Annotated in this window: 17 protein-coding genes and 1 pseudogene; 9 read left to right on the top strand and 9 right to left on the bottom strand. The window is 63.8% G+C overall.

What is annotated here, in order from left to right:
* Positions 1 to 11: 11 nt before the first annotated feature.
* From C0V82_RS13095 to C0V82_RS27275, 4 genes and pseudogenes are all read left to right on the top strand, one after another.
* Positions 12 to 1,175: an AGE family epimerase/isomerase gene (locus C0V82_RS13095; protein ID WP_102112683.1), complete on the top strand. Its 1,164-nt coding sequence runs from the start codon at positions 12 to 14 to the stop codon at positions 1,173 to 1,175.
* A gap of 299 nt (positions 1,176 to 1,474) precedes the next feature.
* Positions 1,475 to 1,726, top strand: a pseudogene (locus tag C0V82_RS27915) (phage integrase N-terminal SAM-like domain-containing protein); the annotation flags it as partial.
* A 358-nt stretch (positions 1,727 to 2,084) separates the two neighbouring features.
* Complete coding sequence (locus C0V82_RS13085) at positions 2,085 to 2,654, top strand: RNA polymerase sigma factor (RefSeq protein WP_102112681.1); 570 nt, start codon at positions 2,085 to 2,087, stop codon at positions 2,652 to 2,654.
* Positions 2,647 to 3,018 (top strand): DUF6768 family protein, encoded by a 372-nt coding sequence (locus C0V82_RS27275; RefSeq protein WP_199772415.1) that lies wholly within the window; start codon positions 2,647 to 2,649, stop codon positions 3,016 to 3,018. The genes C0V82_RS13085 and C0V82_RS27275 overlap by 8 nt, the downstream gene beginning before the upstream one ends.
* A 72-nt stretch (positions 3,019 to 3,090) precedes the next feature.
* Here the strand turns inward: C0V82_RS27275 and C0V82_RS13075 are convergent, their stop codons facing one another.
* Genes C0V82_RS13075 through ectA form a run of 7 tightly spaced genes read right to left on the bottom strand, consistent with a single transcriptional unit; the run spans position 3,091 to position 10,473 of the window.
* Complete coding sequence (locus tag C0V82_RS13075; protein WP_102112680.1) at positions 3,091 to 4,320, bottom strand: MFS transporter; 1,230 nt, start codon at positions 4,318 to 4,320, stop codon at positions 3,091 to 3,093.
* Positions 4,317 to 5,741: a sodium/proline symporter gene (locus C0V82_RS13070; protein WP_102112679.1), complete on the bottom strand. Its 1,425-nt coding sequence runs from the start codon at positions 5,739 to 5,741 to the stop codon at positions 4,317 to 4,319. Before C0V82_RS13070 ends, C0V82_RS13075 begins: the two co-directional genes overlap by 4 nt.
* Before the next feature lie 18 nt (positions 5,742 to 5,759).
* Positions 5,760 to 7,205, bottom strand: a complete 1,446-nt coding sequence (locus C0V82_RS13065; RefSeq protein ID WP_102112678.1) for an aspartate kinase — start codon at positions 7,203 to 7,205, stop codon at positions 5,760 to 5,762.
* Positions 7,202 to 8,119 (bottom strand): ectoine hydroxylase, encoded by a 918-nt coding sequence (gene thpD / locus C0V82_RS13060; RefSeq protein ID WP_102112677.1) that lies wholly within the window; start codon positions 8,117 to 8,119, stop codon positions 7,202 to 7,204. Before thpD ends, C0V82_RS13065 begins: the two co-directional genes overlap by 4 nt.
* A gap of 49 nt (positions 8,120 to 8,168) precedes the next feature.
* Positions 8,169 to 8,558: an ectoine synthase gene (locus tag C0V82_RS13055; RefSeq protein WP_102112676.1), complete on the bottom strand. Its 390-nt coding sequence runs from the start codon at positions 8,556 to 8,558 to the stop codon at positions 8,169 to 8,171.
* Positions 8,559 to 8,576: 18 nt separating this feature from the next.
* Positions 8,577 to 9,881 carry a diaminobutyrate--2-oxoglutarate transaminase gene (gene ectB, locus C0V82_RS13050; RefSeq protein ID WP_199772414.1) on the bottom strand — a complete coding sequence of 435 codons (1,305 nt, stop codon included), beginning with the start codon at positions 9,879 to 9,881 and terminating at the stop codon, positions 8,577 to 8,579.
* A gap of 40 nt (positions 9,882 to 9,921) precedes the next feature.
* A complete protein-coding gene (gene ectA, locus C0V82_RS13045; protein ID WP_102112674.1) occupies positions 9,922 to 10,473 on the bottom strand; it encodes a diaminobutyrate acetyltransferase in 552 nt (183 codons plus the stop codon).
* A 260-nt stretch (positions 10,474 to 10,733) separates the two neighbouring features.
* On the opposite strand from ectA, the gene C0V82_RS13040 reads away from it, so the two are divergent.
* Positions 10,734 to 11,219, top strand: a complete 486-nt coding sequence (locus C0V82_RS13040; protein ID WP_188595165.1) for a MarR family winged helix-turn-helix transcriptional regulator — start codon at positions 10,734 to 10,736, stop codon at positions 11,217 to 11,219.
* Positions 11,220 to 11,368: 149 nt separating this feature from the next.
* On the opposite strand, the gene C0V82_RS13035 is transcribed toward C0V82_RS13040, so the two are convergent.
* Entirely contained in the window at positions 11,369 to 12,157 is a 789-nt protein-coding gene (locus C0V82_RS13035) for a LytR/AlgR family response regulator transcription factor (RefSeq protein WP_102112673.1), read from the bottom strand.
* The gene (locus C0V82_RS13030; RefSeq protein WP_245924229.1) at positions 12,129 to 13,250 is read right to left on the bottom strand and encodes a sensor histidine kinase; all 1,122 of its coding nucleotides are present in this window, start codon (positions 13,248 to 13,250) and stop codon (positions 12,129 to 12,131) included. Before C0V82_RS13030 ends, C0V82_RS13035 begins: the two co-directional genes overlap by 29 nt.
* A 136-nt stretch (positions 13,251 to 13,386) precedes the next feature.
* Between C0V82_RS13030 and C0V82_RS13025 the strand changes: the two genes are divergently transcribed.
* Genes C0V82_RS13025 through C0V82_RS13010 form a run of 4 tightly spaced genes read left to right on the top strand, consistent with a single transcriptional unit; the run spans position 13,387 to position 18,851 of the window.
* A complete protein-coding gene (locus tag C0V82_RS13025; RefSeq protein WP_102112671.1) occupies positions 13,387 to 13,902 on the top strand; it encodes a nuclear transport factor 2 family protein in 516 nt (171 codons plus the stop codon).
* A gap of 47 nt (positions 13,903 to 13,949) precedes the next feature.
* The gene (locus tag C0V82_RS13020) at positions 13,950 to 16,052 is read left to right on the top strand and encodes a penicillin acylase family protein (protein ID WP_102112670.1); all 2,103 of its coding nucleotides are present in this window, start codon (positions 13,950 to 13,952) and stop codon (positions 16,050 to 16,052) included.
* Positions 16,049 to 18,349 (top strand): xanthine dehydrogenase family protein molybdopterin-binding subunit, encoded by a 2,301-nt coding sequence (locus C0V82_RS13015; protein ID WP_102112669.1) that lies wholly within the window; start codon positions 16,049 to 16,051, stop codon positions 18,347 to 18,349. Before C0V82_RS13020 ends, C0V82_RS13015 begins: the two co-directional genes overlap by 4 nt.
* Positions 18,350 to 18,404: 55 nt before the next feature.
* The gene (locus tag C0V82_RS13010; protein ID WP_102112668.1) at positions 18,405 to 18,851 is read left to right on the top strand and encodes a (2Fe-2S)-binding protein; all 447 of its coding nucleotides are present in this window, start codon (positions 18,405 to 18,407) and stop codon (positions 18,849 to 18,851) included.
* Positions 18,852 to 18,919: the final 68 nt, after the last annotated feature.

Raw genomic sequence — 18,919 nt, 5'->3', positions numbered from 1 at the left:
GCAGGTATCCCATGATCCGTTCCCTCGCCTGTGATCAGGCCACCCTTCGTCGCGACCGGCTGGTGGCCTGGCTGGTCGACCATGCCTATCCGCTCTGGTCCCGGAAGGGACAGGGACCGGATGGCAGCTTTCATGAAAAGCTGGATCAGGGAACGGGATATCCCGTTCCCGGTCCCCGCCGTGCGCGGGTGCAGCCCCGGCAGGTCTATGCCTTTGCCATGGCGCCATCTTTCGGCTGGACCGGTCCCGCCACCGATTTGGTGCGCCGGGGCCTGGATGCCTATCTGGCACAGTATCGCCGGCCCGACGGCCTGTTCCGGGCGTCCGTCACCATAGAAGGCACACCGCTGGATGAAGGCCCGTCACTCTATGACCAGGCCTTCACCCTGTTCGGGCTGGCATCGGCGGCACCGGTCTTGGGCGACATTGCGCGCCTGCATGGGGTGGCCGTGGGCTTGCGCGATCTGCTGATCGCCCAATGCCGCTATCAGGGGGGCTTCACGGAGCTGCCGCAGGGCACTCTACCCCTGCAATCAAACCCCAACATGCATCTGTTTGAAGCGGCCCTGGCCTGGGAATTGGTAGGGGGAGACACAGGCTGGACCCGCATGGCCGATGGCATCGCCGAACTGGCGCTGCGCCATTTCATTGATGCCGATACGGGCGCCTTGCGTGAATTTTTCGATGCTGACTGGCGCCCTGCCCCTGGCGTGGCGGGCCGCATCGTGGAACCGGGGCATCAGTTCGAATGGGCCTGGCTGCTGCTGCGCTGGGGCCGCGCCCGCCGGCGGGATGATGCGGTGCAGGCCGGCCTGCGGCTTCTGGAGATCGGGGAGAGACACGGTATCGATCCTGCCCGCAATGTGGCTTTCAACAGCCTTCTGGATGATTTCTCCATCCATGACCATAGCGCTCGCCTGTGGCCACAGACGGAACGGCTGAAGGCCGCCGTGCTGGCGGCGGAAATTACGGGACAGGCTGATTTCTGGACCCTGGCCAGCCATACCGCCGATGGTCTGCTGCGCTATCTAGACACGCCGGTGCCGGGGCTGTGGTGGGACAAACTGTCCGCCGACGGCATCTTTACCGATGAACCGGCACCGGCCAGCAGCTTCTACCACATTGTCTGTGCGATAGCGGAGTTTGACCGGGCTATACGCGCTGCGGGCGGATGAAAGCAGCAAACAGCAAAAAGCCCCGTAACCTATTGAGGTTACGGGGCTTAACTGGATGCGGGGGCTCGCCTTGACCGACGTTATAGTAAGCTTACAGCATTGATCTAAATGGATATTTTCTACACGCTATCTTCTCTGATGGCAAGCAACGACGGATTTGGGGCCGGGGAACTAACCCGCTGCGCGGGAAATGTGCTTGTTGATGGGTTGATACTTCATCCGGTGGTTTGAGCGTGTGGACTGCCGGGTTTTGGCGATGGACTGAGCATTGAGGCTCCTTCCAGCCAGAGGAGCCAGCGATGACCAGCCACTCTTCGTCCCCTACGGTAAGCCCGTTGCGCCAGCGTCTGATCGACGACAAGAACGTGCGGCGGTCTGGTGCCAAGACCCAGCAGGATGACCTGCGCAGCGTCTCCAACTTCGCCGCCTTTCTCGGGCGGTCACCGGCGATGGCCACGGCGGAGGATATCCGCCGGTTCCAGGTAACACAGCACGAGGCGCGGGTACACGCCCCCGCAATGAAAAGCGATGTCTCTGCGCTGCGCTTCTTCACCACAACGCTCGACCACTCGGACCTGTCGCGCAAGATGATCCGCGTCTTCTATACCCCTGAGATCGACCCCATCGTAGCCGAACAAGGCCCTGGTTGTGACCTGCTGTTCCAGGCGGCCGCGCGCACGATGGCAGTGATCGCCGCTGATCCCAAGCATCTCGGCGCCCGCATCGGCGGTCGGTTGCACCCTCCGTCGGCTGACAGCACCCGGCCTTAAGGTCGGCCATTTCGACTGTGAGCGGCATCGGTCGGCGAAACGCTGGCCGATGCTGTCTTCTCGCCACCAAAAATTTTCTCCGGTGGTCTGAACCGACATCGCCTCCCGGGGCACCTTATTGTCGTAGGCAACAGGGACCATGGCGATGGCCGTCGGCGAAAACAGAATACTGGATGAATTCCTGGTTATCGCCGCCCAAGGTGGCGATGCCGGGGCGTTCAACCTTCTCGCCCATCGCTGGCAACGAAAGCTGCTTGCCCATGCCTGGCGTATGACCGGAAACATGGAGCAGGCACATGACGCGGCACAGACCGGGTGGCTGGAGATCGCTGCTGGCTTGCGCCGACTGACTGATGAAAGGGCCTTTCCGGCCTGGGCGTACCGCATCGTGTCGCGGGCCTGTACGCGGCAGATTGCGGGGGCCATTCGGCACCGGCACCTGTCGGAGCAACTGGCTGTTGAGGAGTTGGTGGAAATGCAGGGAGCGCCGGTTGACCCGGATCTCCATCTGGATACGGCCCGTGTCATGGGTCTGATCCGGCGGCTTCCGCCGGACCAGCACAGCGCCATCGCCCTGTTCTACCTCGAAGAGATGAGCGTCGCTGAAGTGGCGGTAGCGCTCGACATTCCCGTTGGAACCGTCAAGACCCGGTTACTGCATGCCCGGCGTCGGCTTCGTAGCTTTTTGGAGGAGAAAGACCATGCGTGATGTTGATCATGTCATCGAACAAGCCTTGAGCGCCGAAGAGCGCGATATACTGCGCCGGATGGGGGATGGGCCTGGATATTTCAAACAAGTCGGCGGCCTGTTCACTGGCCCGGTTGGTTGGGTGAATGCCGTTCTGATGGGTGTGCAGGCGGTGCTGTTTGCAGGTGGCGTCTGGCTCGCCTGGTTGTTCTTCGGAGCGGCAGAGGTGTTGACGGCCATCCAACTGGGCTTCCCGGCGGCTGTCTTGCTGCTGGCCGCGTTGATCATCAAACTGTCAATGGGCCCTGCCCTGCACACCAACCGCTTAATGCAGGAACTGAAGCGGATCGAACTTCAGATCGCAAGCCTGCGTCAGCGGGTTTGAAGGACATCGACGATTGTTGGCCCACGTGACAGGCTACAACGGGTCGGCAAGGTCGCGCTTTGGTGTGTAGCCCTATCCCGTGTTCGGGGGCCCATCCAGCACCATGGCGGCGGCGAGGGTGGTGCGGGGCAGGATCTGGTAAGGCATCTGCTGTTCGGCTGGAACCGGTGCGGTCCGACGGGTGCGCAGCAGGGCAAAGGCCAGGGTCGCGGCGGCGACCAGCGCGATCAGGGCGAACAGGCCGGCCGGTCCCAATCCCACCATGGCCGCCGCCCCGCTGAGCGGCCCCAGAATGGCACCACCAGCATAGACCAGGACCAGGCCACCGGTGGCGCCGACGCGTGCGCCATCGGCCAGGCGGTCATTGGCATGGGCGACGAACAGCGGGTAGAGCGCGAAAGTCACGCCGCCGAACAGTCCCACTACCGGCAACAGCAGGGCGGGCAGCGCCAAAGCGGCCAGGATCAGCAGGAGTGCCAGCGCCAGGGCCGCCGCAAGCGTGCCGATGATCACCCGGCGGCGATCGAACCGGTCGGACAGCAGACCCAGCGGCCATTGCAGCACAACCCCGCCCAGGATGGCGATGCCCATGAACCGGGATGTCTGCGACAGGTCCATGCCGATCCCGGCCGTGAACAATCCGCCCAGGGCATAGAAGGCCCCCAGCATGACCCCGGTGGCCAGCGCGCCGGCCACCCCCAGCGGGGAGGCTGCATACAAGGCGCCCAACCCCATGGCCCCGCCTTCCGGCAAAGGCGGCGCCGGCATGCGGGTCAGCGCGATGGGCAGCACCGCCAGGGACATCAGCAGCGATCCGGCGACCAGCGGTAGCAGCGGCTGCGACGTGGCCAGCATCAGGATCGGCTGCCCCACCGCCTGACCGACATAAAGCGCGATCATATAGGTGGCGAGCACGCCACCCCGCCCCGTGGCCGGGGCACGGTCGTTCAACCAGCTTTCCAGGCAGACGAAGATGCCGGCCATGCACAGACCGTCCAGCAGCCGCAGGCCCGCCCAGAAGGCGGGATGCTGATAGAGCGCGTAGGCCAGAAGCGAGGCGGAGAACAGGGAGACGAAGGTGGCGAAGGCCCTTATATGCCCCACGCGCCCGACCACTGTGAAGGCCAGCAGTGACCCCAGGCCCAGCCCGATGAAATAGGCGGTCCCCATCCAGCCGATGGTGACGGGCGATGCGCCTGCCTCTTGCAGGCGCAGGGCGATCAAGGTGGCCACGAAGCCGCTACCGGCCATGGCCAGAAAGATGGCGGCCAGCAGCGACCGGACGGGACGCCAGCCGGTCATCGTGCGATGGGGGCCGTCATGGTGCCGCCCCGCAATGGCGATGAAAGGGCGTAACCCAAGGCCAGTCCGACCAGTATGCCCGGCATCCCTTCATAGACATCATTGTGCCAGCCCAGCAGCCGCCAGCCCAGGGCCACGGCGACGCCTGCCAGCATCATGGCGATGGCCGTGCGTTGCGGCACGTCCCGGCCCAGGGCCAGCAGGATCAGCATGGGGCCGAAGGCCACGGCCAGGGTCGACCAGGACAGGATGACTAGGCTGAACACGCTTTGCGTGCCAGCCAGCGCGATCAGCAAGGCGAAGCCGGTGACCCCCGCCGTCGCCAGCTTCAAGGCCCAGGGCGCCTCCAGCCGTTCGGGCACCAGATCATGGGTGATGGCAGCCGAACAGGCGAGCACCAGACTGTCGGCCGTGGACATGGTGGCGGCGAAGATGCCGGCCAGAACCACCCCCACCAGCACCGGCGGCAACAATTCCAGCGCCATTGTCGGCAGGGCCATTTCCGGGTCGAGTTCGGCCAGACCCGGCAGGTACAGCCGCGACAGCAGGCCGACCCCGGTGGTCAGCAGATAGAACAGGGTGAAGAAGGAATAGTACCAGACGCGGGCCCGCGCCATGCCCTCCGGCCGGTCCAGCGCCATGAACCGTACCATGACATGCGGCTGACCGATGACGCTGATGCCCGCGAACATCCAGCCGACGATGAACAGCACCAGACCGGACAGGCCGGGCAGCAGCAGGTCCGGCGGGGTCAGCGACAGGAACCCGTCGATGGCACCCATCTGCGCGATGCTGGCATCCCAACCGCCCCGCCCGTCCACGGCGACCAGGAACAGAAGCCCCATGGCCAGCAACATAACACTGCTCTGTGCCGCGTCGGTCCAGATGCTGGCGCGGATACCGCCGGCCAGACAATAAGCCAGGATCATGGCCGCAACGATCCAGGCGCCCAGGGTCGGCGACCAGTCCAGCACGCCGTGCAAGGCCTTGCCGCCCGCCGCGATCTGCGCGGCCGCATAGGCACCCAGGAAGATCACAGTGATGATGGCAGCCATCCGCCGCCATAGAAGCATGTCGCCCCCTTGCCATCCGGCCAGCACCGACCCGAAGGAGGCTTCGCCCGTGCGGGCCGTGGCCTCGCGCAGGCGGCCATGGATGAACAGCGAGGCCAGCAAGTCGCCGGCGATCCAGCCCAGCATCAGCCAGACCGACGACAAGCCGACCGTGTAGGTGTAGCCGATGACGCCGATGAACATGTAACCGGAATTGTTCGTCGCCACTGCCGACAGACCGACCAGCCAGGGCGCTACGCTGTTGCTGGCCAGATAATAATCCCGCCGAGTGCGGCGCGACCGAGAAACAGAGAAAAGTCCGACACCCAGGAACAGCAGCAGGAAGGCCGCGAAACTGACGGTGATCATGGCAGGCCTCTCAACGGATCAGGCGGCGATGGCGGCGACCGGACGGATGTCATCCGCTCCGATCAACCCGTCATGTAGGGCCCGCACGGCGCGGTCGAAATCCGACCGGGCCAGGATGAACTGGACATCGACATTGCGGATCTGATGCTGGATGCCCATGACCGGCACGCCGGCCCCGGCCAGGGCGGCCAGGGCATCGGCCAGCAGGCCCGGTCGGTTCAGGTCACTGCCGATGATGGCGACAATGGAAATGGCGTGGGTGGCCAGGCCGGCCGTGGGAAACCGGGCCTCCAACTCCTCGACCACCTTCTGGACGGCGCTGCCGTCGGCCCGCAGATAATGGGTGATGGTATTGGCATTGCTGGATTTGGCGATGATCCAGGCGCGATGGCGGGTCAGCGCCTCCAGGATACCGGCGTCGTAGCCCTTCTCCCCCACCATGTCCTGCTCGAAGAACTCCAGCGCCGTGCCGTTTCGAAGACCGGTGACGATCTCCACTCTTGGGCAATCGGAAAAGTAATCGCCGCAGATCAGGGTGCCGTCATCGGCCGGATCGAAGGTATTCTTCACCCGCAGCCGGATGCCGGCCTGACGCAATCCACGCCCGGCGCGCGGGTGGATGGCCTCCATGCCCAGATTGGCCAACTGATCGGCAACGTCATAGTTGGTGCGGCCGATCTTGCGGGCATTTCCCGGACCCACCAGTTTGGGGTCGGCGCTCGACAGGTGGAATTCCTTATGGATGATGGCTTCTGCGGCACCGGTCAGCACGGCGATGCGTGAAAAGGTCATCTCCGAATAGCCCCGGTCATAACGGGCCACCATCCCACCCCGGCACTGGGCATAGCCGGTGATGATGGGCAGCGTGTCCGACAGGTCGATGCCGGCCATGCCATCGGCGATGCGCTGGTCCAGGTCGGGCTGGGCCGTGTCGCGCCAGCCGGTCAGGTCCACCATCCGCGCATTGACGCCGTGGCCGCGCAGCAGCAGGGCGGTATTGTGGGCGCTATGCGCCTCGCCTAGCCCGGCCAGCATTTCCCGCACCGCCGCCAGCGGCTCGGCCAGCCGGAAATGTCCATGGGAACGCAGCCGGTGCAGGTCGTCCAGGCATTGGTGCACACCGCCGATCCGCTCCGCCACGAAGGCGTCGGCCTGACGCCGGCTGTCGCCTTCTTCGGTGAAAATGGCGGCGTTGCGCGCCACCATGGCAGCGGCCACCCGATCCAGGGCATGGGTCCAGTTATCCCCGTTGGCATCCTTGATGAACGCCGCATAGACGCCGGGCTCGCCCGTTGTCTTGTGTTCCAGCAGCAGGTCGGTGATGCCGGCATAGGCGGAAACGACGAAGGCGCGGCCATACAGCGCCGGTCCCTGCCGGTCGCCGATCAGCACGTTGTCCAACACGGTCTGCGTGGCGGCGATGGAGGTGCCGCCGATCTTTTCGATCGTATGACCCGTCATCATGCGGCACTCCGCGTTAACGGGCCCGGCATGGGTTGGATGGCGGCGATGTCGCGCCGCGCGGCGATGAAGTCCGGGCGGGGGCTCACCTTGCCGAACGGTTCTTGCAAGCGGTTGGACAGCGCATTGTAGACCAGGAAGGCATTGGCCCTGGGCAGGGGCGTGATATTGCCGTTCGACCCGTGCATGATATTGCAGTCGAAGATGATCACCGTCCCCGGTTCGCCCGTGGGGGCGACAATGCCGTGGCGGTTGACCAGATCGGCCAGACTGTCCTCATCCGGGACGCCGTACTCCTGCTTCTTCAGTGAAGATTTGTAATGGTTCTCTGGCGTTTCCCCCACGCAAGTCAGAAATTCCCGATGCGATCCGGGGATCAGCATCAGCGGCCCGTTATGCGGCGTGTTGCGGGCCAGCAGCACCGACATGGACAGGGCCCGCATACGGGGCATCCCGTCTTCCACATGCCAGGTTTCGAAATCGGAATGCCAATAGAACTCCCGCCCTTGGAAGCCGGGTTTGTAGTTCAGGCGCGACTGGTGGATATATACATCGTCGGCCAGCAGGAACCGCGCCACCTCCGACAACCGCGCATCGGCGGCCAGCCAGGCCATCATGGCGTTCTGGCGGTGGATCTCGAAAATCGACCGCACCTCTGTGCCACCGGGTTCGGTGATGATGGTGTCCGGCTTCAGCCCCTTTGGATGGCCCAGAAGGCCCGCCGCCTCGGCGCGCAGGGTATCGACCTCTTCAGCCCCGAACAGGTTTTCCAGCACGAGATAGCCATTTTCCTCGAAGAAGGCGGTCTGGGTCTGGAACAGAGGGGCATCGGGACGCCAAGCGCCATGTACTACGGGGTCGAGGCGCGGCAGCAACTGCGCCTGGTCGGCGCAGCGGGAGGGGTAATGATCGGTCATGAGATGGTCTCGCAATGAAATTCCGGGCAAGAGCGGCGGTGCATGATCATCACGCTGCCCTGTCCGCCGGATAGGCGCCGGTCTCGTCATGCACTTCACGGCCGGTCACCGGTGGGTTGAAGACGCAGGCCATGACCATTTCCGTGCGGCCGCGCAGGATGTGCCGGTCGTTCAGGTTCAGCGCATACATCGTGCCGGGCCGGATATCATGGACCTGTCCCGTGGCCAGATCCTCGATGCTGCCCTCGCCGCTGATGCAATAGACCGATTCCTGATGGTTCTTGTAATGCATGGGCAGTTCGGCCCCGGCCTGGATGGTGGTGATGTGGAATGAGAAGCCCATGCCGTCATCCTTCAACAGCAGGCGGGCGCTTTCCCAGCCGGGGGCCGAGACATTACGGTCGGACGCGCGGGCGTCCGTCAGGGTGCGGATGATCATATCGAGTGTCCTTGGTGGTTATTCGGCGGCGGCGCTGTAGTGGGGCGTTACGGCCAACGCCACGCATTGTTCCAGGATATGAAGGCCCTGCGAGAGCTCGGCCTCGGTGATGGTCAGGGGGGCCAGCACCTTCACCACCTCGTTATGCGCACCGCTGGTTTCGATGATGACCCCGCGAGCGAAGGCGGCAGCGGTGATCCGCGTTGCGATCTCGCCCGATCCGACATCGATGCCCTGCATCATACCCCGGCCCTTGACGCGCATCTGGTCGCCATAGGGAGCGGCGATGGCGTGCAGGCGGCGGCCCAGAAGGTCGGCGCGCTGATGCACCGTCTGTTCGAACGTACCATCCCGCCAGAAATGGCGCAGGGCGGCGGTGGCGGTAACGAAGGCATGGCAATTGCCCCGGAAGGTGCCGTTATGTTCCCCGGGCAGCCACTGGTCCAGTTCCGGCCGCAGCAGGGCCAGCGCAAAGGGCAGGCCCATGCCGGACAGCGATTTGGCCAGGGTGACGATGTCGGGAATGATCCCCGCTTCTTCAAAGCTGAAGAAGCCACCGGTGCGCCCGCACCCGGCCTGGATATCATCCAGGATCAACAGGGCGCCGTGACGCTTGGCGATGTCGGCGATCTTGCGCAGCCAGTCGGCGGAGGCGACGTTCAGGCCGCCTTCACCCTGCACCGCCTCCACCAGGATGGCGGCGGGCTGGTCCAGCCCGCTGGACGGGTCGGACAGGCGCTGGTCCAGCAGGTCGGCCGTATCGATGCCGGGGCCGTAATAGCCGTCGAACGGTTCATGGCTGACATGGTTTAGCGGCACACCGGCGCCGTCGCGCTTGCCGGCATTGCCGGTGCAGGCGAGCGAGCCCAGGGTCATGCCATGGAAGCCGTTGGTGAAGGCGATGACATGCTGGCGCCCTGTCACCTTGCGCGCCAGCTTCAAGGCCGCCTCCACGGCATTGGTGCCGGTGGGGCCGGTGAACATGGCGCGATAGGACAGGCCCCGCGGCACCAGAATGGTCCGCTCCAACTCAATCAGGAACGCCTGCTTGGCGGCGGTGTGCAGATCCAGACTGTGGGCGATACCGTCGGCGGCGATGTAATCCAGCAGGGCCTGCTTCAGCACCGGGTGGTTATGGCCGTAATTCAGGCTGGAGCAGCCGGACAGCAGGTCGAGATAGCGCCCGCCCTGTGCATCCTCCATCCACACGCCCTCGGCCCGATTGAACAGGCGGGGCATGGCGCGGGAATAGCTACGGACCTGTGATTCCAGGCGTTCGAAGGTGGTGACGTCAGGCGGGGTGGCCGTCGGTGTCGGCATCATGATGGTTGTTCCCATTGTTGTTGGCGGGCGCGGGGCCCGGTCAGGCGGCGGCGCGCATGGTGGGCAGCGGGCCGATAGTGACCAGATGCTCGCTCTCCTGCGTGCCGGCGAGGTGGCGTTCGCGATCAAAATGCGTGTCGTGGCGCAACGGCGCCCCCTGGCTGTCAGCGAAACCCTGGAACAGCGCCCAACTGGCCCGGTTGGAGGGGGTGATAGTGGTGGCGATGGCGGTGATGTCGCCCAGGCCGGGGCGGGCCAGCAGGGCCGTCAGCAGGCGCTGGCCCAGCCCCTGGCCACGGACGGCGGGGTCGACCGCCACCTGCCAGACGAACAGGGTGCGGGGATCAACCGGCAGGCGATAACCCGAAATCCACCCGACAACCAGTCCCGCCCCCTCAGCCAGGATGCAGCAATCGGCGAAATGGCTGGCCTGCAAGAGGTTGCAGTAGAGCGAGTTGACGTCCAGCGGCGGGCAGGCCGCGATCAACCGATGGATGGCGGCACCATCGGCCGCCTGTGGTTTGCGTAAGGAGAAAGCCACAGGCCCGTGGGGAAAGCCTTTGGCGGCGGGTTGGTGGGCTGGCAAAGCCATTCTTCACCCCCTAGATATTTTATCTTTCGAATTAACTTGATGGGACCGATGAGTCCCATCTCGGCTGGGTTGGCGCCAATTTTGACGGAGCCCGCCCATTAGTCAACCTTTTTGCGTGCATGGCATGTACTCACGGGCAGGGTTGTCGCATGTTTTGGTGAGAAATTGCTTTATATATTGAAGCATATTCACACTTGCCGGCCCATATCGTCCCCGGTAAAGCAGGCGCATTCCTACGGACCGCAAAGCGATCGGCGAGCATGATTGAACACCGTACAGAGGCAGCCCTACGGGCCATCCGACGCATCATGCGTGCGGCTGATCAGGCGGAACGGCAGTTGGTGACGGCCACTGGCCTGACGCCGTCGCAATTGCTGCTGTTGCAGGAAGTAGCAAGGCGGGGGCAGGCCACGCCCAGCACGCTGGCATCGGCCGTGCAGTTCAGCCAGGCCACGGTCACCAATCTGGTTGACCGGCTGGAGGTGCTGGGTCTGGTCGAACGGCGGCGCGGCGATCAGGACCGGCGGCAGATCTGGGTGGTGATCACGGCCAAGGGGCGGGAAACCCTGGCCAAGGCGCCGGATATGCTCCAGGACCTGTTTTCCGGCCGGTTTCAGCATCTGCCGGATTGGGAGCAGGCCATGGTCGTCGCCATGTTGGAACGGCTGAGCGCCCTGCTGGACGCGGAAAAGATCGACGCCGCCCCCTTGATTGATACAGGCGGGCCGATTGACCGGCTGCCATAATGAGCTTGACAGCGAAATCCGTGAAGCTGGAATTCGACACTTCGCCACGTTTCAGGACAAGTCCAACCGGCTGCGTGTGAAGATCAAAACCCTGGATATCGATGGTGCGACGTATGGTGGCCACATCTCGATCACAGACGCAGAAATCACTATGCCCCGTCGCCGATGGCTACGCGGATCTGCGGCATCATCCGCTCGCTGGCGGGGAGTTCCACACCGGATCGCAGGATCACCAACCAAGTCTTGTCGCCCGTGCGGACCAGGGCGCGCAGCAGGTCGCGGCGGGCGATGCACGTCCGATGCAGGCGCAGGAACCGGTCGGGCGGCAGACGATGGCCCAGCATATCCATGGTCGCCCGATGCAGGATCACCCTGTCCCCTACATGCAGTTCGACATAATTGCCCGCCGCCTGGATCCAGTCGATCTCTGCCACTTCCACCCGTTCGACCAGACCGATGGAGCGTATGGTGAGACTGGTCAGCACCGGGGGGGACTGCCCCGCCATGGCTGCCTGTCTTTCACCCAGGAACTGACCCAACGCGGGGGCCAGCAGGGCAGCCTGCTGCAGGCCGATCAGTTTCTCTGCCCGTCCCAGCAGCGCCACAAGCCGCCGGTCATCGAAAGGCTTCAGCAGATAGTCAATGGCGAACAGTTCGAATGCCTCGATGGCATGCTCATCATATGCAGTGACGAAGGCGATCAAGGGCGGTTGAGGCCGGGCCAGTATCTCCCGCGCCAGGGAGAGGCCGGAACGGCCGGGCATCGCAATGTCCAACAGCAGCAGGTCAATTTGCAGGCGGTCAAGCACCTGTATTGCCTGCTCGGCGCTTGAACAGCTGCCCGCGACTTGCCAGCCGGGCTGATCGGCCAAGGCCAGTTCAAGATTGCGGCGGGCCAGCGGCTCGTCGTCAACGATCAGAATGGACAGCGTTGCCATCCATGTCCTCCGCCGGAAAGATCAGGGTTGTGACATGCATACCATCTTCGACTCTGGTTTCCAGGAGAGCGCGACCGCCATAGAGGGCGTCGAGGCGCTGTCGGGTCAGGCCGAGACCCAAGCCATTGCCCTCAGAGGCGGCGCCAACGGGATTGTCGATCCGTAGATGCAGCAGCTCCCCCCGATGCGACAGATCCAGCAGGATCAGGGTATCGGTGGTGGTGCTCTCCACCCCATGCTTGACGGCATTCTCCACCAGGGGCTGGAACAGCAAGGGGGGACAGCGCAGCGTGGACCAATCCCCACCGGCGACGCGCCGGTCGATCTGCATCCGCGCGCCCATGCGCAGCCGCTGCATGGACAGATAGGCATCGACGAAGGCCAGTTCTTCGGTCACCCGCACCCAGGGCCGTTGACTGGCGCGCAGGGCAAACCGCAACAGATCGCTGACCGTGGCCAGCGCCGTCAGCGCATCGGCGCGATCGCCCGATCGGACCAGTGCGGCAATGCTGTTCAAGGCATTGAACAGGAAATGCGGCTCCAGTTGCCCCTGCAGAAGCGCCAGACGCAGTTCAAGATTGCGGTTGCGTTCCTCCAGAAGGATCGTTGCCTGTTCGCGCTGCAACCGGTGCGTCGTCAGCGCCACCTGCAACGCAAAGGCACCGATGACGATCAGGAGGTCGGTCCACCAGCCGAACCGGCTCTGTTGGGCCAATACGGTGCCCATGCCCGACAGCGGCTGTCCCCGCAGCAAGGTCACCACCAGCGCCTGGTACAGGATATAGAGCGGCGGAAAGATCAGCACGGTCGGCAGCAGGGCCAGCAACACTTCACGCCGGCCAACAGTCTGACGGGATGGTCCTGAGAACCATTGATGCAGCGCCCAGCTCAACAGCACCAGCGGTATGTAGTGCAGCGCCCCCTGGCCCAGGGCCGACAAAGCCGCAATTTCCTGTCCCTTGTCGCGGGCATCCGCCACCATCGCGGCCGTCATAGCAACCAGGACCACGCCCCAGATGGCCGCCGACCAGGCCAGGGGTTTCAGTATCTCGCGGACAGGGCGGAGCCTTGACGGCGTGGCGTTGATCATCATCACGCCTATAGACCGCATACCCGGACCTGTCACGCCGCTTCACGTCATGCTGCGGCGGTTTCATCCCAAAGACATGGAAAGCCCGTCTGCTTCCACCTTTTGATGCGACCAACCACACTGTCCAGAAGGAGATGACATGCTTGTCGCAAGGATCGTTACGATCATTGTCCTGTCCGTAATGGGGACCGTCCCCGCCTTAGCCCAGGCCCAGCCTACCTTCGCACAGGTGACCGCCGACAGCAGTCCCGTCGCCGATGCCTATTTCGACGCCTACACCAGGCTGGATTGGGACCGGCTGGAACCCTTGGTCGCGGACGGAGCCAGCTTCCAGGATCGCACGGCGGAACTAGTATTCGGGTCGGTGGGTGCGACCGGAAAGCCGGCCATGATGAAACTGTTCCGCGAAGGCTATGCCGGTATCACCAAAATCATCTTCAAGCCCATGCGACGGATTCATACGGGCCACTACGGCATCTTTGAAGGCGACCTGAACTGGGCGACCAAAATGCCGGACGGACGCATCGTGGAAAGTACCACACCCTTCCTGGTCACCATCCGGGTGGAAAATGGCAAGGTCATCGAGCATCGCGACTATGCCGATTATGCGCCCTTCCTGGCCGCCGTACTTCAGGCCCGCAAGGACGGCAAGTGACGCAGCCGCACGCTGGCAGCCTACGACAATCCCAATAGGAAACGACCATGATAAAGCCCCGTCGCCGCCGCCTGTGCCGGGCGTTGGCGGTATTGCTGCTGCTGGGAACAACGGCCGCAGCATCAGCCGCTGACCCGGCGCGCATCGATTGGGATGAATGGCAGGTGCCGCATGTCACAGCACCCGATCTTCCGTCCGGCCTTCGCGCGCTGGGCTGGGCACAGATGCGGCTGCGCGGCGACAGCATCGCGCGGGCCTACCTGTCGGCACGGGGAACCCTGGCCGCCTGTGTCGGCGAGGAGGCATTGGCCGGCGATATCCGCACGCACCAACTGGGCATTCCGGATCGGGCGCGGGAATGGCTGGTCGCCCAGGACCCGGAGATGCGGGCCGGCCTGGACGCCTATGCCGCCGGCATGAACAGGTGGCTGCAGCACCACCCAAAGCGCGAGGGGGTTGCGGCCTGTCTGCAAACCGTGGAGCCCAGCGATCCACTGGCCCTGGTCCAGGCCCTGCTGCATGTCGGCGTGGCGGGCCATAGTCTGGCGACGCAAGCCGAGCAATGGCGTGAACAGCGCGGATCGAACGCCTATGCCGTGGCGCCGGCCCGATCCGCCGATGGACGCACCCTGTTGCTGATCAACCCGCACTCCCCCTGGCGTGACCCCTTCACCGTGCTTGAACAGCATCTGGTGGTGGGGGACACCAATATCTATGGCATGACCTTCCCGGGATTGCCGCTGCCGGTCATGGGCTTTGCCCAACGCCATGGCTGGGCCCTGACCTTCAACGATGTCGATGGTGTCGATCTCTATGCCGCGACATTGGAAGGTGACGGGTACCGTTTCGGGGACGGGACGCGCGCCTTCACCCGCCGCACCGTCCAGATCGACGTTCGGGATGCGACGGGCGCCCTGCAGCATCTGGACCTGACGGTGCGTTCCACGCTGCATGGACCAGTCATTGCCGAACGGGACGGCAAAGTCCTTGCTGTGCGCATCGCAGGGCTGGAACGGCCGCATCTGTTACGCCAGCTTTGGGACATGTGGCAGGCGCCGGACATGGCGCGGTTCAAGCAGGCGCTGGCGCAGCAGCAGATGCCGATCACCAATCTGGTTCGCGCCGGTGCCGACGGATCAATCTATTACCTGTTCAACGGCCTCTCCCCCCGCCGTGCAAAGGGCGACCGCTCATTCTGGGCCGGTGTGGTTGATGGTGGGGACCCGTCGCTGCTCTGGTCGGACTATGTGCCGTTTGCGGACCTGCCGCAGGTGGAAAATCCGCCGGGCGGCTTTGTCCAGAATGCCAATGACGGTCCGACCAGCGCCTCCTGGCCGACAGTGCTCGACCGCGCGTCCCTGCCGGCGACCCTGACGGATGATCGCCGCACGCCGCGCGGCCGGCGGTCCCTGGCGCTGATGGCGGGTGCCGGCTCGGTCTCCCTGTCGGATCTTGCCCACATGGCGTCGGACAGCGGCATGGATACCGCCGGTCTGGCCCTGCCTTGGCTGGTGCCCGCCGCCTTGGCGGCTTCCGACGCTGAGGTCGCGGGACTGGGGCGCGTGCTGCAAGGCTGGGACGGAACGGCTACCCCCGCCAGCCGTGGCGGACCGCTTTTCGCCGAATGGTCATATCTGATGCGCCGCGCCGGGATGCCCGTGCCAGCGGCGGATATCCAACAGCTGCCGGCCTTGGGTGGGCGCGACGAACCGGTGGGTGTTCCCCGCGCGCTGACCATTCTGCGCGAGGCGGGCCGCAATCTGCACAAGCGCTTCGGTCGGGTGGACGTGGCCTGGGGCGACGCCTATCGCATCCGCCGCGCCGGCCTGGATTTGCCCTCACCGGTGGGGCGTGACGAATTGGGCGCCTTCAATGCCGGTCGCTATCAGCCGGTCCGGGATGCAGGTGGTGCCACCGGTCGGTTCGATCTGGTCGATGCCTCCCATTTCATCGCCGCCGTGGCCTTCGGACCCAGTGGTCCGGAGGCGCAGGGGCTGCTGGCCTATGGCAACAAGGATGACCCGTCCGATACCGCTACCCGGGGACAGCTGACCCTGTTCTCCCAAGGAAAGTTGCGCGCCCTTTCCTTCACCAATGAGGACGTCGCCGCCGCGAGCCGCGAGGTCGAACAGATGGAGATGAACCCATGAACTCCGCACCCACCGATGTGGCGGCCCCGCCCGTTGCCACTGCCCTGGCCCGACGCCAGTTCCTGAAACTTTCCCTATCGGGCGGTGCGCTGGTCGCCACACTGCCGATGGCCTGGTTCGGCCTGGCGCCGGCTGCGGTGCGGGCCGCCGCTGCGAGCGGGTTTGATCCCAATATTGGCCTGTTCGTGCGGATCGATCCTGATAATCGCGTAACCATTGGCGCCCCGACACCCGAAATGGGTCAGGGCGTGTTCACGAGCCTGCCGATGATAATAGCGGATGAGATGGACGCTGACTGGGCGCAGGTCACCGTGAAGGCCATGCCCCTGACCCTGCGAGCTGTGAAGGAAGGCGACAAAGTCAGCGACGTGGCGGATAAGGGCGTCGATTTCGCCCATGCCTATCAGGGGGCTGGCGGCAGCTCGACGGTGCGCTTCAACTTCACCCTGTTACGGCAAGTTGGTGCGGCGGTTCGTGATCGGCTTTTGCGCGCCGCCGCCGCCACCTGGCGCGTTCCGGTCACCGAATTGACGACGGACAAGGGCCATGTCCTGCACGCGGCCAGCAACCGGCGTCTACCCTATGCCAAACTTGTCGAAATGGCGATCAGACTGCCCGATGCAGATCCGAATGCTCTTGCCCTGAAGCCGAACGACAAGTTCACACTGCTGGGCACATATCAACCAAGCAAGGAAGGGCGTGATATCGTCACAGGTCAGCCCGTGTTTGGCATTGACCAGGAAATTCCGGGCATGCTGCATGCCGTATTGGCCCGGTCGCCCCTGTTTCGGGGAGATGTAAAATCTTTAGACGACAAAGCAGCCCGCGCTGTCCCCGGGGTCGTTGATGTCATTACCATCAAGCGCAGTTGGAGCGGGCAGCAGCGCCCCCTCGACAGTGATGTCAGCCTACATGGATCTGTTGCTGTCGTCGCGACAAGCCTGTGGGCGGCGATCAAGGCGCGCAATCTGCTGAAAATTGAATGGGTCAGCGACTTCACCCATGAAAGCACCAGCTTTCAGGAAAAGGAGATGCGTCGCGCGCTTGAGGCCGGAGCAACGGCTTTGGCGGAGCGGCGGTCTGGGGGCGATGTCGATCAGGCCATGGCGGCGGCCGCGCGGCGGATATCGGCGGAATATAGTGTTCTGCCCCTCGCCCATGCGTGTATGGAGCCCCATAATGCTGTCGCCGATATGCGGCCCGACCGGTTGCATGTCATTGCCTCACACCAATTTCTGGACCGGATTGCCCGGTCAGTCGCCGAGATCACCGGTGCCGATCCGCTGAAGGTCCGGGCGGAGGGCGCCCGGATGGGTGGCGGGTTCGGGCGTAAGGCCGGAGCTGATTTCATTTGTGAGGCTATTCACCTTTCTCATCTCCTGCAGAAGCCGATAAAGTTAACCTGGACTCGTGACGACGATTTTGCCTGTGATACCTTCAACACCGCCAGTATTCAGAGAATTGAAGGTGGGTTGGATGCAGCAGGACGACTGATTGCTTGGGATTACAAACGGTCAGCACTTGGCTTTGGCTTTCAGTTTGGTGGCACGCCAGGCCACATGGTGCCGAATTTTCGCGCGCGTAGCTTCCGGCATCCCGATACAAAGCACGGCATGAGTTATGGCGCGTGGCGGGCACCTGGACATAATGTCTCTTCCTTCGCCGTTCAAAGTTTCATTGATGAACTGGCGCACGCTGCCGGGGCCGACCCCCTGCGCTTTCAACTGGATATTTTTGGTCCGGATCGTGAAATACCAAACGAAGAGGCATATGGCGCAACGGTTATCAGCACCGGTCGGCTGGCGGCGGTTTTACGCCTCGCTGCTGAGAAGGCGGGCTGGGGCTCACCGACAGCGCCGGGGGTCGGTCGTGGCATCGCCTGCCATTTCACCTTTGGAAGCTATTGCGCGCATGTCGTGGAGGTACGGGTCGATCAAGGCAGGGTCCGCGTTTTGCGCGTAACCAGTGCCATCGATTGTGGCACCCCCGTTAACCGCGCAGGTATCGCCAAGCAGATAGAAGGCGGTGCCCTTGACGGGATCTCCACGGCGCTGCGCCTGGGCATTCATATTGAGGGCGGACAAGTTGTCGAACGAAACTTCGACACCTATCCCATCATGCGGATAGACGATGCGCCCTTGCACATGGAAACCCACATCATCGACAGCACCTTGCCACCGACGGGGACCGGAGAGGTGAGCCTGCCGCCGATCATTCCGGCCCTGACCAATGCAATCTTCGCCGCCACCGGCAAACGGATCCGCCAGTTGCCTATCGCCGATCAACTAATGGCCTGAAACGGCGAGACCGCGCCCTGTCAGGGGCGACCAGAGACGAGAGGGAAACAACATCATGGTGAAATTCACAGTCAATGGCAGCACACGGCAGTTCGACGGCGATCCGGACATGCCGCTGCTCTGGTACTTACGTGAAGAAGCGGGGCTGAAGGGCACCAAATATGGCTGTGGCATCGGACAATGTGGGGCTTGCACCGTGCATGTCGACGGCGACGCTGTACGATCATGTGGCATTCCCGTGTCCACGTTGGACGGTACACGCGTGACGACCATTGAGGGTCTGGCCCAGGGGGAAACACTGCACAAGGTGCAAGAGGCTTGGCTGGCCGAGGATGTCGCCCAATGTGGCTACTGTCAAACTGGTCAGATCATGGCCGCTGTCGCCTTGTTGGCCGCGACCCCAAAGCCTACTGACGCAGAGATCAACGCCGGCATCACCAATATCTGCCGCTGCGCAACCTACAACCGCATCCGTAACGCCATTCACCGGGCTGCGGGGTGAGGGGCTAACATATCCCGATAAGTTTGACTTGTCGGAATCTGTGAACCGCACTGGGACTGTCGGCGGCC

It is taken from the genome of Niveispirillum cyanobacteriorum (assembly GCF_002868735.1).
Taxonomy (GTDB): Bacteria; Pseudomonadota; Alphaproteobacteria; order Azospirillales; family Azospirillaceae; genus Niveispirillum; species Niveispirillum cyanobacteriorum.
This window is presented reverse-complemented; position numbering and strand designations above follow the sequence as displayed.